The organism is Microcoleus sp. PH2017_05_CCC_O_A, assembly GCF_020738785.1.
In the GTDB taxonomy this organism is placed as follows: domain Bacteria; phylum Cyanobacteriota; class Cyanobacteriia; order Cyanobacteriales; family Microcoleaceae; genus Microcoleus.
Window position 1 is genome coordinate 1 of record NZ_JAEQCB010000129.1, and the last position, 14,900, is coordinate 14,900.

A 14,900-nucleotide genomic window follows, 5' to 3' on the forward strand; every position below is an offset into this window, starting at 1 on the left:
GGTAACTGTCGATCGACTCCGCCGCGCGATCGCACGCTGCTGAGGGCCAAGTCAACGCATTCTTGCAGCGTCAGCGATTCTACATTCCATTTAACTCGCCCGCTTTCTAAGTGAGAAAGTGTTAAGAAATCCTGGACGAGTTTCCGCATTCGATCGGCATCTCCGAGGGCTGTTTCTAACATGATTTGCCGCAATTCTTGGGGCATATCTGGCTCGGAGTTCAAACTTTCTAGACACACTTGAATGGTAGAAAGTGGGGTGCGGAGTTCGTGGCCTGTGATGGCAATTAGATTGCTGCGAGTGCGGTCTAATGCTTCTAATTGTTGGTTGAGTTCTTCTAAGTGAGCGTAGGTTTCGGCTTGAATTAAGGCTGCTCCGAGTTGGGTGGCGATCGCCTCTACGAGAGCAATTTCGTCTTCTTCCCAAGGCGAAGTCGATCGGCATTGGTGCATTTCCACCATGCCCAAAACCCGCCCTTGATAAAGCACCGGCACTATTAACCAAGAGACAATCTGCCAATTTTTGACAATTTCGCCCAGGGATTTTGTATTGACAATCTGCGGGTGTTGTGCTGTCTCTTGGATGTAAACTCGCTCTTGTCGCGCTACCGCGTCCCGAAATATGGGATTTTCCTGCAACGGCCAAGTCTCGTTTAGCACAGAAGTAGCGCCGGCACGCAAAAATTCGCGATCGATTTTGACCGCCGCATCTGCTGCTTTGCACCGATAAATCAAACAGCGGCTTGCTGACAGGGCTGTTCCCAGTTCAGAGACTGCGACTTCGACGATTTCTTGCGGGTTGAGAGACTGCCGCATTGCCGTTGTAATTAAGTTGATCAGGCGTTCTTTGCGTTCTTGGGCGGCGATCGCGCTGTATGCTTTCAGAAGTTTGTGCTGACCTGATTGCAAGTAGGTGACTAAGCGTTCGGCAAAAGCGTCGCTCAATTTGGGATTGGGAATTCTTGAGTTTTTTGACGCACTTTTCGCTGGTTTTGCCGCTTTGTCTGCGGCGGATTTCCGCGTTTTTTTGGGTTTTTTGCCCAGATTGTAAGTTGTGCGCGCTCGATCGATCTTTTCGGCCAATTCGGGGCGATATTTGACAATTTTATCGAGCAACAATTCGGCAGCTTTGCAGCTTACCTCTCTGTCGAACGTCCAAATTCCTTCAAATCGGCGAGCTTGATCCATCAACAGCGGGCTGCGCTCGTCTTGGTTGTCGATCGGCACAATTTTTTCTTGACAAATCAGACAAGTTGAGTAATGTTGCCCAACCACCACTAAGTGCCACTCTTTACTTAAGGCATCTTCCGCTGCAAACGCCACATTTTCGTGACATTCCGAGGAATTTTTAAACTCAGTTTCCGGTGCAGCCAGCACGTATACCTGAGAGGATCGATCGGCAATGCGCCGGTAGCGGTGAGCTTCTTGGCGGTAGAAGCGCTCTCGCTGAAAGCTGGCAATCACTAGGGGTTCGTCGTCGGAACCCGCCAAAACCAAGTCTTCCATCGCGTGAGACAGCGCTGTCATGGAAGATTTGAAATAAATTTGTGCCCGGAGTTGGGGCAAAGCTTGCAGAAGTTCTGCCAGTAGCGAAATTGGGACGATCATCTAGCCTTAAACGTGCATTTTTGCCGATGACAAAACAGGAGCGATCGACAATCAGTTGAGATCGATCCCTTTTAAGTATCTCTCAAAACTAACTACAAATTGGCCGTTAGCGAGAAACTAACGGCCAATTATTTTTTTAGGGCGATCGCCCGTAAGTATAAATGCTGGGAACGCGATCGAATCAGGCTAGCTCGCCGCCTTCGTCACTGCCGCCGGGAGATGATTTGTAAAGAGCATCTAATTGTTCGCGCGCGTCTTGGACAGTCAGCGAACGCATCACTAATAGCGGTTCGTTAACAATATTTCCGTATTCGTCTAACAGTTCTGGATGGGGCACGGCTTGAGAGCGAGGATAGGATGCGTAGCGATTATTTGCCCTGAATTGTTGGGGGCGCTGGGACTCCATACCTACGGTGACTAGACTGCGGATTAAGTTACTGACGGCCAAAAAGGCAAGAACGGTGAAAGCTAAAATATAAAGCAGGTGTAACATTATTTTCTCCTCCGGGCTCTGATAGCCACACAGCAATTTACAAAAGTGTTTCAGCAAGTATTGACACTCCCGGGCGTAAACGCGGGGATTCTTGGTTCACTGACATACCTTTAAACTATTCATCCCTTCGGCAATATTTAAACCAAAAACCCGTCCAATTGAACGAAGCTTCGAGCCTAATTTGAATAGTCCCAGAGGGCTTGTCTCCCCAAGCGTTAAGGGATTATTCCCTTTGTTTCCGTATGCCCTACGGTACATCTAACTACTAAGATTTTGAGTTTTCTGGTATGGGTGCACGATGGCTACCCTAGCTATGTTTTTGTGGTTTTCGCCACCCACGAGACATTATTGTTTCCTAGCCAGTCGTTTTGGGTTTGGTTATCCATTTGTGCTAGCGGTTATTCTACCTGTATCTATTTGTAGTATAGGGTACTATTTGGGAAACTTTTAGAACTTTTTGGAAATAAAAACTTCCTAAAACGACGGGGTTTTAAACCCTATTTTCTGATAACTTATTAACTGGAAATCTGTTTGAGCTTGTCAAGTGGACGCGACATTTCCCAAGGTTGGGAATTTGACTGCGGGTTGAACTTGAACTTGCCTTTTTATTTTCCAGGGCGAGCTGACTGCTCTTTCCGAAAGCGCGCCGATACTTGCCAGCATTCGGCGAGCAGTCTATGCCACGGCATGAGTGCTGCGGTTTCAATTGCAACTTGCCCTCCGGTTGCTTGAAATAGAGCTTTAGCCGCGCCTACTTCTTGCTGAGCCTGTTTGACTCGCGCCAGCAAGTCGGATTGATCGTCGCCGCTCAGAAAATGAATTTCCTCAGTTTCTAAGAGAGTAGCCGATCGCTCGAACCAGTATTTAAAATCCTCTAACAGCGGTTCCAGTAGGGATTTGAGCAATTCTGATTCTGGCAAATTGGAGTTAAGCATTGATTAAAATTGGGTTATTTATCTATTCTAACCTTAAATGTACTTTACAAACTGTAACATTTTTTTTAACAAAAATTCAATAATTTCACAAAAATTAGCAGGTGAGTCAGTCCTGGACGCAACTGTCACATTAAAGGTATAAGGTACGTAGTTGCGCTTGGGCGCTCTTTCATATATCAAAGAAAGAGCGCCCAAGCGCAACTACGTACCTAAAAATTAAATTATTGTAGGGTGCGTCAGCGGGCTGAATGTAACTACCCCAGACTAAAGACTTTGCCCCGCTGACGCACCCTACGGTTAGTTAGCACTCCTGTAACAGTTCCCCAGCCGGAAGTCGGCGCTTGCTGTCCCAACCTGAGTAATATAGAAGCAAGTGCAACTAAATTAATTGATAATTCAGCCGATGTCTAGCTCAGAATCCATGAACGCTCCAGAAGAGTCCGTTAAGATAGAGTTGCTCCGCACGAGTGAGTCGGAACAACTAAAAAAAATTCGCCACACCACATCCCACGTTATGGCGATGGCGGTACAGAAATTATTTCCCAAGGCCCAAGTCACAATCGGCCCTTGGATTGAAAATGGTTTTTATTACGATTTTGATTGTCCAGAACCTTTTACCGAAAAGGATCTCAAGGCAATCAAAAAAGAAATGATCAAAATCATTAACCGCAAATTGCCTGTAATTCGGGAAGAAGTCAGCCGCGAGGAAGCGGAACGGCGCATCAAGGAGATCGACGAACCTTACAAATTAGAAATTTTGGCAGGTTTGATCGAACCGATTACTCTTTACCATTTGGGTGACGAATGGTGGGATTTGTGCGCTGGGCCCCATTTGGATAATACCAGTGAAATCAATGGAAGGGCGATCGAGCTCGAAAGCCTAGCAGGAGCATATTGGCGCGGCGACGAAACCAAAGCTCAATTGCAGCGAATTTACGGCACAGCTTGGGAAACTCCCGAACAATTGGAAGCCTACAAACACCGCAAAGCAGAAGCCCTAAGGCGAGATCACCGCAAACTCGGCAAAGAATTAGGCTTGTTTATTTTTGCCGATCCAGTCGGCCCAGGCTTGCCTTTGTGGACGCCCAAAGGCACTATTTTGAGAAGTATTTTAGAAGACTTCTTGAAACAAGAACAAATCAAACGTGGCTATCTACAAGTTGTGACTCCCCACATCGCCAGAGTCGATTTATTCAAAATCTCTGGACATTGGCAGAAATACAAAGAAGATATGTTTCCGCTAATGGCAGAAAATGCAGAAGCGGCGGCAAACGAACAGGGTTTTGTAATGAAACCAATGAACTGTCCGTTTCACATTCAAATTTACAAAAGCGAACTGCGTTCCTATCGGGAATTGCCGATGCGCTTAGCAGAATTTGGCACAGTTTACCGCTACGAACAATCGGGAGAATTGGGCGGTTTAACCAGAGTGCGCGGCTTTACGGTTGATGATTCCCACTTGTTTGTCACGCCGGAACAGTTGGATGCTGAATTCTTGAGTGTGGTCGATTTAATTCTGTCAGTATTCAAGAGTCTGCAACTGAAAAACTTTAAGGCGCGTTTGAGTTTCCGCGATCCAGAAAATTTAGATAAATACATCGGTTCCGATGAAGCTTGGGAAAAAGCGCAAGGTGCCATCCGCCGCGCGGTGGAAACTTTGGGAATGAATTATTTTGAGGGAATTGGGGAGGCGGCTTTTTACGGGCCGAAACTCGATTTTATTTTCCAAGATGTGTTGGATAGAGAATGGCAATTAGGAACTGTTCAGGTAGATTACAATTTGCCAGAACGTTTTGATTTGCAATACGTTGCTGAAGACGGCACTCGCCAGCGTCCGGTGATGATTCACCGCGCTCCTTTTGGTTCTTTGGAGCGTTTGATCGGGATTTTGATCGAACAGTATGCGGGGGATTTTCCGATATGGTTAGCGCCGATTCAGGTGCGGTTGTTGCCTGTCAGCGAGGAGTTTTTGCCGTTTGCTAAGGAAGTGGAGGCGAGGATGAAGGCGCTGAATATTCGCGCGGAAGTTGAGAGTAGCGAACGTTTGGGTAAGTTGATTCGCAATGCTGAGAAGGATAAAATTCCGGTGATGTGTGTTGTGGGTGCTAAGGAGGTTGAGGCGAATAGTTTGAATATTCGGACTCGTGCTTCTGGGGAGTTGGGGGCGATTTCGGTTGATGAGGCGATCGCAAGGTTGCAGTCTGCTATTAGTAATTACGGGAATTTTTAGGGGAGTTTAACCGCAGAGGTCGGCGGATTAACGCAGATTAACGCAGATGATAGCTTGATATTGTCTGCGTTTTTATAATTCATTAGCTAAAATAGTAGAATTAGGTAAGTTAACAGGAGTTAAATCAATGGCTAATCCATTTCCGGGGATGAATCCTTATTTAGAAAGTCCTGGCTTTTGGAGTTCTGTTCATAATAGGTTGATAGTGGCAATAGCCGATTGGTTAACTCCGCAACTACTGCCTAAATATTTAGTAGATATCGAACAAAGAATTTATCAAATCAGTGGCGAAGATGCTTTACTAATTGGCATTCCCGATGTCACAATACAGCAGACACCGACTCGAAGAACCGAGAGTGATTCTAATGTTGCTGTCGCCGCTCCACCCGCCAAATCTTTGAAGGTAACAATACCTTTACCGCTGGAATTAAAAGAAACTTATTTACAGGTAGTCGAAATAGAAACTAAACAGGTAGTCACGGTAATTGAAGTGCTGTCACCCGCCAACAAACGTCCTGGTAAAGGGCGCGAAATGTACGAAAAAAAGCGAGAAAAGGTGTTTGGTAGTTGCAGTCATCTGGTAGAGATTGACTTGCTGCGAAGTTACCAACCTCTACCAGTTTTTGGCAATGAGATTGAGGCAAGTTATCGAATTTTGGTGAGTCGGGCAAATCAAAAGCCTTTGGGGGATTTGTATCTTTTCAATTTACCCGATACAATTCCTTGTTTTCCGTTGCCTTTGCGTGCAGGTGATGTTGAGCCGATCGTAGATTTGCAGGCGTTGTTGAATATAGTGTACGATCGCGCCGCCTATGATTTTAGAATCGATTATACCGCCGAACCCGTGCCGCCGCTTGCCGAACCGGATGCTGTTTGGGCTGATGCTTGGTTGCGGGAGATGGGAGTGAGAGGTTGATAACAGTGGTAGTTCGCATTAAAATCAAAGAAACCGGGTTTTTCGCAATTTCTGGATGGTGTATCGATATTCAAAGGAAAAACCCGGTTTCTAGCCACCCCTGCATAAGTCCTAAGTAAGTCAATCAACAGGAGTTAAATCAATGCCTAATCCATTTCCAGGGATGAATCCTTATTTAGAAAGCCCTGACTTTTGGCCAGAAGTTCATCATTCGCTGATTAGTATGCTTCAAGAGTCATTAGTTCCCCAACTGGTGCCGAGGTATCGAGTGGCTATTGAAAAGCGAATTTATGAAATTAAGGGAGAACAATCGCTGTTAGTTGGGATTCCTGATGTTTCGATCCAGCACAATCCGATTCCTAGAAATTCAAGTACATCTAATGTAGCTGTCGCCACACGAACTACTGAACCTTTGAAAGTAAGATTAGCGATGTATGAGGAGGTGAAACAAGGATATTTGGAGGTGATAGATATGGCGACCAAGGAAGTTGTGACAGTAATTGAGGTGCTTTTACACGCTAATAAACCATCTGGAAAAGGGCGTGAAATGTATGAGAAAAAGCGGGATAAGGTGTTGGGAAGTCGGACTAATTTTGTGGAGATTGACTTGTTGCGGGGTTGGGAACCTCTCCCGGTTTTTGACAATGACAATGCAGCGAGTTATAGAATTTTGGTGAGTCGGAGCAATGAAAGACCGATCGCCGATTTATACTTATTTAATCTACCAGATGCGATCCCTTGTTTTCCGTTGCCTTTGCGCGCAGGCGATGTGGAACCAATGGTAGATTTACAGGCGCTGTTGAATACAGTGTACGATCGCGCCGCCTATGACATTACCCTCGATTATACGGCCCAGTTAGTCCCTGCACTTTCAGAATCCGATGCTGTTTGGGCCGATTCTCTGCTGCGCGAAACCAGCCTCCTGCCATCCGAAAGCTAAAAAAATCTACACAAAACGTTACAAATTTGTTAACATCGTGGCGAGTCTGTCCTCCGCAGCCTCTGGTGTTAACCTTCTAAAATAACCGCTATGACTCAACCTCCCTCGCCAACAACCTCCGAAGAATCCGCCCCCGAAACCCCGATCGCCCCGACAAACAATGCACCTCCACCGAGTTATGTCAAGCTAGCCATGCGGAATATGGTTCGCAAGCGGGCGACTTCTCTGTTTCATTTTGCTTTGACGGCGGCTGGACTTTTGGGCGTACTCGTCGGTTTGGCTTTTCTCGATCGCTATTTCAACTCTTAGAATACCGATTGAAACCGCGTCGATACAGACACTCACGCACTAGAAAGCGGGTTAAATACCGGGGGGTTCGATCCGATCGTGCGATCGACCCATTGCAATCTTGAACAGATTATTGTAATCTTCCTGCTAAAAGCAAAAAGTCGATTAGCCCGCCCAATTTTCACTTATCAAAAAATTCAATACATCCCTTGACAAAAGAACCAAAAAATGATAATTGAGGTGAACGTCGAAGACTGTTATGGGTTCGCCGACGCTGACAACCTCCCGGAGAATCAACCCAGCGGGGAGATTGCCGCCCAAACCTGGGAAAATTGGTTTAGCGTTTGGCTAGAAAACCAGCAAGCAGATGTGCCAGAAGCCCCCGGCTACGAAGTCAGTCTGCGTTTAACCGCCGATGCCGATATCCAAGCCCTCAACGCCCAGTACCGCCAACAAGATCGATCGACCGATGTACTAGCTTTCGCCGCATTAGAGGTAGACTGTCCTCAAAGAGAGGAAATGCAGTCATCCGAACCCCTATACTTGGGTGATATCATCATCTCGATCGACACAGCGAAGCGACAAGCCCAGCAGCAAGGACATTCCCTAAAGACTGAACTAGCTTGGCTCGCATCCCACGGTTTTTTGCATCTTTTGGGCTGGGATCACCCGGATGAGGAAAGTCTGACTCAAATGCTCGATCGACAAGAAACACTGCTGCGGGCGATCGGACTTGAGATCCAAACAGCATAACTGACGTTGATGGTGACTTAACCAATCATGTCAACCCAAACATAACTTTCTGAAATCATACCAAAACTTTAGTAAAAACTTAGGAAAGTTAACTAGACTTGATGAAGGAAATTTTCAAAGTCTAGCTTTCGTTAATCTCTGTAACTTAAAGTTGGTTGTTTATGCCACTAGATCAACCGTCAATTTCATCAAACATCCCACCGTTTGCGATCGTGCCTCCAGATTCTGCCATGCCTACAGTCCACGAGCCGAAAAAAGCCTTGAAATACAAGCGAGAGCTTTCCTGGAAAATCGCATCTAGTTTAGCTACGAGTTTTCGGTATGCTTGGGGTGGGCTAACCTATGCTTTTGAAACTCAGCGCAATTTTCGGATTCACACTGTTATAGGAACTTTGGCGATCGGACTCGGACTATTTTTGCACCTCAAACCTGTAGAAATATCAGTGATCGGCGTCACAATTGGTATAGTTTTAGCAATGGAATTGTTGAACACGGCGATCGAATCAGTGGTAGACTTAACCGTCGGGCAATCTTACCACGAACTCGCCAAAATTGCCAAAGACTGCGCTGCCGGAGCCGTTCTGGTATCCGCAATGGCTGCGGCGATTGTCGCTGCTGCACTGCTGCTTCCTCCGTTATGGGTAGTTGTTCAAATTGCGATCGTCCGTTAGTAAACTTGATTGGGCAAGCTAAATTTTAGGTTTTAGATGACCAACTTGAGATTTTTGGTTTTATTCCTACATATTGGAGCTATTTTAATCTTGGGCATCTATCTAAAATATTCCAACTCTTGCATTCAGGCAGCGAGTCAATCTAAAATCTAAAATCTAAAACCTAAAATCCAATTTAACCCGTGATTATAGTCATCGATAACTACGACAGTTTTACATACAATTTGGTACAGTATCTAGGAGAACTCGGTGCTGAGTTGCCCGTAGCAAAAGAAGTCCAAGTCTACCGCAACGATCAAATTTATTTAGAAGATATTCGCCGATTGCAACCCGCAGCAGTAGTAATTTCTCCAGGCCCAGGGCGGCCGGAAGATGCGGGGATTTCTCTGAAATTGATCGAAGAATTGGGGCCGACTCTACCAATTTTAGGCGTGTGTCTCGGACATCAAAGTATTGGTCAAGTATTCGGTGGCAAAATTGTTTCCGCACCGATATTGATGCACGGCAAAACTTCTCAGGTAGAACACGCAGGAGTCGGAGTTTTTGTAGGTGTAGAATCGCCGATGATTGCAACTCGCTATCACAGTTTGGTAATTGAAAAAGAGAGTTGTCCAGAAGTTTTGGAAGTTACGGCTTGGGTGGAAGATGGCACGATTATGGGCGTGCGTCATCGGGAATATCCACACATTGAAGGCGTACAGTTTCATCCGGAAAGTATTTTGACTACTTCGGGAAAGCAATTATTGCGGAATTTTTTGGAACGGCTTTAAGAAGAAGGAAGAAGGAAGAAGGAAGAAGGAAGAAGGAAGAAGGGAGAAAGACATACATACACACTCAGCTTGAATGCGAGCCGTATTTTACGTTTAATCAAGTGGATTTGCTTATGTTGAGAGTTGAGTTTTTCTGGATTTGTAGAGTAGGCAATGGGAACCTTACGGGAAAACTCGATCGCACATTTCGCACCTGGCGGCATTTTGTGATATAACAACAAACGACCAACACCCGATAACCGCAACCAAAAAGATGAAACGGCGACAATTAATAAGTTACGCACAGACGGGTTTGCTAGCGGCTTTCTTCACTGGTTTGCCATCTGGATGGGAAAGCTATCAAGCTCAAACTGCTGGTTCTTTGTCGGTTCAGTGGTTAGGGCACACTTGCTTCTTGTTTGCCGGTGGCGGTGCGAGGGTGCTGGTGAATCCTTTTCGCCCCCTGGGCTGTACGGCAGGCTATCGTTCTCCTAAAGTCCCCACAGATTTGATTCTGATTAGCAGCAGATTGCTTGATGAAGGGGCGGTAGACGGATTTTCGGGCAATCCCGGCCTTTTGTACGAACCGGGCACTTATAGGTCTAACGGGCTCAGGATTCAAGGGATTCGGACGCAGAAAGACCGTGAGGGAGGAAGGCGGTTTGGGGTGAATGTGGCTTGGCTCTGGCAGCAAGCCGGTGTTAAGATTTTACACTTGGGCGGAGTCGCTGGCCCGATCGGCATTGAAGAACAAATCTTAATCGGGCGGCCGGATATTTTGCTAATTCCCGTGGGCGGAGGGCCGAAAGCTTACACTCCGGCGGAAGCGAAGCAAACTGTGCAACTGCTCAAACCGAAAATGGTGATTCCCACACACTTCAAAACCCAAGCCGCCGATGCTGCTGCGTGCGATTTAGTATCGCTAGATGAATTCTTGGGCCTAATGGATGGTACATCGATACGCCGATCGAATAACGACACGATTTCGGTCAAATCTGCTGACTTACCGCAAACAGGTTCGGTGATTGAGGTTTTGAGTTACAGATTTAGCGGTTGAGCTTCTTTTTACCTGAGCTTGCGCTATAGTAAGAGAGTTTTAGTCGATCGACAATCCCAGCTCATTTTATCTCTACCGAGTGCCTTTGGCAACCTTACCTTTTGCGGAAATTTGGCTAACATAACAATTCACGTTCACTGTTTTATTGTCATAAGGAAAAGCAAGCCCAATGAAAAATCAAAATTTACCTAGCTGGATGAAACAACTCACAGGTTTCGCAGGAGTAATCGGCGCTAGTGCGTTGATTGGTTTCCCCGCTTGGGCTCACATCAACTCCAGCACAACTGTTAGCAATACAACACCAACTCAACAAGTTGCAGGAAATGTGAAAATTGCTGCTTCACCAGCACCAACAGCCTCACCGAAATCAACCACTTCACCAGCACCAACAGCCGCTACTAAGGATATTGTCGCTATTGCATCTGGCGACGCTCAATTTAAGACATTGACTAAAGCCTTGACAGCCGCAGATTTAGTTAAAACCCTCCAAGGAAAAGGCCCTTTCACTGTTTTTGCACCGACAGACGCGGCATTTGCTGCTGTGCCAAAAGCAACTTTGGATGATTTGCTCAAACCAGCAAATAAAGCCAAACTTGTTAAGGTTTTGACTTACCACGTTGTTTCTGGTTCAGTTTTATCTACCAGCCTCAAATCCGGCGATGTTAAAAGTGTGGAAGGCGGCTCGCTGAAGGTGGTAGTTGCCCCAGGCAAAGTTACTGTTAGCGGCGCTAATGTTGTGAAAGCTGACATCAAAGCTAGCAATGGCGTTATTCACGTAATTGACAAAGTTTTGATCCCTGCTGATGCGAAGTAGGACGAGCATTTTGGGTCTCAAATGATTTCAAATTAGGTACGTTGTTGGGCTTAAGCCCTCTTTGATCTACAGGTATAAAGGAGGCTCAACCCCAACAACGTACCTTTATTTATTAATATCACAGTAATCCAAACGTATTGGGATAGATTACAATAGTGTCGGCAACATGAGAGTAAAAGTTGACCCCTTGCCTAACTCGCTATTAACAGTAATTTCTCCCCCCAGCATCTCAGAGTATTTCTGCGCTATAGCCAAACCCAAACCCGTACCTCCGTACTTGCGGGTAGTCGAAGCATCAGCTTGCGTAAAAGGTTGAAATAACTTTTCTAGCTGTTCCGGAGTCATCCCAATTCCCGTATCAGTACAATTAAAAATTAACTCTTCAACATCCCAACTATTCTCGTCATTTTGATTTTTTTTAACGCTGAGTGTAACAATCCCTTGCTGAGTAAACTTCGCTGCATTGCTGAGCAAATTAAATAAAATTTGAGTTAACTTAGTTTTATCGGAATGCAATTGGCCAATATTAGGATCGCATTCAACATTCAGGCGATTGTTGTTTCGGAAAAATAACGGCTCAACAGTTTTTACTACATCTTTAATTGTCTCGAATACGTCAAAAGTTTCTAATTCAAGTTCCCCGTGACCTGCTTCAATCTTCGACAAATCCAGAATATCATTAATCAATCCGAGTAAATGGTTGCCTGCATTGTGAATTCTTTCCAAATCCGACACAAAGTCTTCTTCGCCAATATCTAAAGCATCTTCTTGCAGAATCTCGCTGTAACCGATAATCGCATTCAGAGGAGTTCGCAGTTCGTGGCTCATGTTAGCCAAAAACTGACTTTTCGCGAAATTAGCTGCTTCTGCTGCTTCTTTTGCCTTATAAAGTTCTGCCTCGGCTTGCAAGCGGTCGGTTACGTCGTGAGCCAGCACTAATTCAGCATTTCTGCTGTCAAATATCAGGGTATAAGAAGTAATTTCTACATCAATAATTGTGCCGTTTTTTGTCTGGTGCTGCCACACACCCCCAAAATCAATTCCGGCATCTACTTGGGATATATCTTCTAGCAATCTGGACAGTTTTTGGCGCGGACGAATATCCGCAACGGTCATGTTGAGAAATTCGTGGCGAGTGTACCCGTAGTGCTCTACAGCAGCGTGATTGACGGCTATAAATTCCAGAGTTTCTAAGTCGTAAACCCACATCGGATGGGGGTTGTTTTTAAACAAAAGTCTGTAGCGTTCTTCCGAGGCTCGGAGTTCGGCTTCGGCTTGCTTGCGCTCGGTAATGTCGCGGATAACAGTGCAAATAATCTCGCGGCCGCCGTAGGAAATCAGGCTGGCGCTTACTTCCACATCCACGCAGGAACCGTCTCGGCGGCGGTAGAGAACTTCGCCAATTCTGAGTTGTTTCTCTCTTAGCAGGAACAGGATATTTCGGTCAACTAGGTCTTTGGAATAGGCGACGATATCGTAAACACTCAGTTGCGAAATTGCATCAAGACTGTAATCGAGCAAGTTTCTAAAGGCTGTATTGGCTTCTAAAATGCGTTTGGTTTGAGCGTCCCACAGGAAAATGCAGTCTGTAGCTTGCTCGACTACGGCTTGGTAGCGGGCTTTTTCCTCAAGTTGTTCGCTTTCGGCGATCGCGATCGTCCCGAGCATTCCATTGATAGTATGGGCAAGGTCGGCCAACTCGTCTGCGCCCGTGACCGGCAGTCGCACCGAGAGGTCTTGGCTGCTGCTGACGCGGTTAACTGCTTTCGCCAAACTGCTCAACCGAGACAGCACCAAACGCTCAATCAGCAGCAGAGTGCAGCCGATAAATCCTATTCCCGCTAACCCTACAGACACCAGCAGGTACATTAAACTGGTTTGACCTTGGCGGTAGATTTCTCTGGGCATATCCACCCGTAGAAGTAGCGCCGGTCGATCGTAAATATCCCGGATCAAAGCATAACCCGCCATCAAATCTTCGCTGACAGGACGCACAAAAATCGGTTTTTTTCCCGACAGTTTGTGTCGCGCTTTCAGAAAGTCAGCCGGTAAATGAGCTTCATTAACGCTGTGTACAATCAGCGGCAACCGAGTAATTTTAGAAAGCTTCTCAATGCCCGCAGCATCGAAATTGCGCCCGAATACCAGCGTGCCCCGAATCGGGCCGGTGCTTTTTGTAGTGAGAATTGGCCGGGAAGTAATCAGTATCGGCCCTGAGGGCAGCAGCAGGACACCAGCGAGGCTGCTTTTGGCGTTGGGGTGCTGCAACAGCGGGTCGTTGAGAGAAATATGCTCTTTTAATGCTTCTGGAACAGGCGTTAGTTTCATCTTGTCGCTGTCTAAACCCGTACCGTAAACTATTTTGCCAGAAGTATTGACAAATATGGCTAGATGAACTCTCAAATTATTCAGCCCTTCTGGAACTAAATTCGAGGCAATGAATTCTGAGTTGCGGTTTTGGATAAAAGTGTAGGTGTCATCCCACGCAGACCAGTCAGCAAAGCGCGAGTTGAAGTCGTCTGCGGTTTGCCCGAAGACGCTGAGCACTCCCTTGACAACCTGTGTGGCTTCTTGTTCCTCTGCTTTGACAAGGCTGCCCAAAAGGATGCTGGAGGAGGCTGCATAGAGAATGCCAGTCAGTCCAGCGATGGTAATGCCAACTATTGATAGTGTTTTCCGACGCAGTTTCATCTTGCCGAGTGTGTGATGTCCGTCTGAAATTCTCAACTCAGGAGCAATTTTACTGCTGTTTCCTGAATCCTGGCTGCTGGCGCTGCACCAGTCTCCCGAGAGGGAGTATTGTAGGGTGCCCCGTAGCCTCACATTTTCTCGGATATTTCCAGTTTCTTGTGTGACGCACTCTACTGCTGCCTTGTTAAGGAGTATACAACTAACATCCGCTAACTTCAGGCATGGGGATGAGACCTGGGTTTTTGTTAAACAAGATTTTCGCCAAACGGGAAAAGCCTCTTAGAAATTAGGTTGGGTTGAGGCACTCGTACCGAACAAATAGGTTTTAGCTTCGCTTTACCAAAAACTTGGGTTTAAAGCCCCGTCCTTCTAGGACGGCTTTGTGTTAGATTCGTTCTAGAATTCAAGGCGATCGGCAAATTAAATCAGTACGCAGCAATAGACGAAGCAGTCAGAACTGCTCAATTCGTTCGGAATAAGTGCATCCGTTTTTGGATCGACAACCGAGGAGTAGGGCAAAAAGACTTGTACCGTCACAGCACTGCGCTCAGAGAAGAGTTTGCTTTTGTCAAAGACTTGAATTCTAGTGCTTGCCAAGCCTCTGTGGAAAGGGCTTATTCTGCCATTGCTCGGTTCTACGACAACTGCAAGAAAGCTGTTCCCGGAAAGAAAGGTTATCCGACTTTCAAGAAAAACAGTCGCTCAGTTGAGTATAAAGTCAGCGGCTGGAAACTCTCAGAAACTCGGAAGCAAATC

The 14,900-nt window shown here is 46.2% G+C and carries 13 protein-coding genes and 1 pseudogene; 10 read left to right on the forward strand and 4 right to left on the reverse strand.

Annotated elements, in window-relative coordinates:
• From JGK20_RS25115 to JGK20_RS25125, 3 genes are all read right to left on the reverse strand, one after another.
• A partial coding sequence (locus JGK20_RS25115) for a DICT sensory domain-containing protein (RefSeq protein ID WP_293232526.1) occupies positions 1–1,607 on the reverse strand: 1,607 nt, incomplete at its 3' end.
• A gap of 181 nt (positions 1,608–1,788) precedes the next feature.
• On the reverse strand, positions 1,789–2,100 hold the full coding sequence (locus JGK20_RS25120; protein ID WP_293148252.1) for a DUF2973 domain-containing protein: 312 nt from the start codon (positions 2,098–2,100) through the stop codon (positions 1,789–1,791).
• Between the two features lie 605 nt (positions 2,101–2,705).
• Positions 2,706–3,035: a DUF2605 domain-containing protein gene (locus JGK20_RS25125; protein ID WP_293182843.1), complete on the reverse strand. Its 330-nt coding sequence runs from the start codon at positions 3,033–3,035 to the stop codon at positions 2,706–2,708.
• A 403-nt stretch (positions 3,036–3,438) separates the two neighbouring features.
• Here JGK20_RS25125 and thrS point away from each other — a divergent pair, with 403 nt between their 5' ends.
• The 9 genes from thrS (at position 3,439) to JGK20_RS25170 (ending at position 11,453) form a co-directional block, all read left to right on the forward strand.
• Positions 3,439–5,265, forward strand: a complete 1,827-nt coding sequence (gene thrS, locus JGK20_RS25130) for a threonine--tRNA ligase (RefSeq protein WP_293182841.1) — start codon at positions 3,439–3,441, stop codon at positions 5,263–5,265.
• A gap of 127 nt (positions 5,266–5,392) precedes the next feature.
• The gene (locus JGK20_RS25135) at positions 5,393–6,181 is read left to right on the forward strand and encodes a DUF4058 family protein (RefSeq protein ID WP_293182839.1); all 789 of its coding nucleotides are present in this window, start codon (positions 5,393–5,395) and stop codon (positions 6,179–6,181) included.
• 142 nt (positions 6,182–6,323) lie between these two features.
• Positions 6,324–7,121: a DUF4058 family protein gene (locus JGK20_RS25140; RefSeq protein ID WP_293232528.1), complete on the forward strand. Its 798-nt coding sequence runs from the start codon at positions 6,324–6,326 to the stop codon at positions 7,119–7,121.
• Positions 7,122–7,211: 90 nt separating this feature from the next.
• Complete coding sequence (locus JGK20_RS25145; RefSeq protein ID WP_293148240.1) at positions 7,212–7,430, forward strand: DUF3285 domain-containing protein; 219 nt, start codon at positions 7,212–7,214, stop codon at positions 7,428–7,430.
• A 207-nt stretch (positions 7,431–7,637) separates the two neighbouring features.
• Complete coding sequence (ybeY, locus tag JGK20_RS25150) at positions 7,638–8,162, forward strand: rRNA maturation RNase YbeY (protein WP_293182833.1); 525 nt, start codon at positions 7,638–7,640, stop codon at positions 8,160–8,162.
• A gap of 161 nt (positions 8,163–8,323) precedes the next feature.
• On the forward strand, positions 8,324–8,833 hold the full coding sequence (locus tag JGK20_RS25155) for a diacylglycerol kinase family protein (RefSeq protein WP_293182831.1): 510 nt from the start codon (positions 8,324–8,326) through the stop codon (positions 8,831–8,833).
• A 182-nt stretch (positions 8,834–9,015) separates the two neighbouring features.
• Positions 9,016–9,603: an aminodeoxychorismate/anthranilate synthase component II gene (locus JGK20_RS25160; RefSeq protein WP_293182829.1), complete on the forward strand. Its 588-nt coding sequence runs from the start codon at positions 9,016–9,018 to the stop codon at positions 9,601–9,603.
• A gap of 253 nt (positions 9,604–9,856) precedes the next feature.
• Complete coding sequence (locus tag JGK20_RS25165; RefSeq protein WP_293191333.1) at positions 9,857–10,639, forward strand: MBL fold metallo-hydrolase; 783 nt, start codon at positions 9,857–9,859, stop codon at positions 10,637–10,639.
• A 169-nt stretch (positions 10,640–10,808) separates the two neighbouring features.
• Positions 10,809–11,453 carry a fasciclin domain-containing protein gene (locus JGK20_RS25170; protein WP_293232530.1) on the forward strand — a complete coding sequence of 215 codons (645 nt, stop codon included), beginning with the start codon at positions 10,809–10,811 and terminating at the stop codon, positions 11,451–11,453.
• Positions 11,454–11,600: 147 nt separating this feature from the next.
• Here JGK20_RS25170 and JGK20_RS25175 read toward each other — a convergent pair whose 3' ends face one another.
• Positions 11,601–14,276, reverse strand: coding sequence for a CHASE4 domain-containing protein (locus JGK20_RS25175; RefSeq protein ID WP_293232532.1), 2,676 nt, complete (start codon positions 14,274–14,276; stop codon positions 11,601–11,603).
• Positions 14,277–14,555: 279 nt separating this feature from the next.
• On the opposite strand from JGK20_RS25175, the pseudogene JGK20_RS25180 reads away from it, so the two are divergent.
• Positions 14,556–14,900, forward strand: a pseudogene (locus JGK20_RS25180) (RNA-guided endonuclease TnpB family protein); the annotation flags it as partial.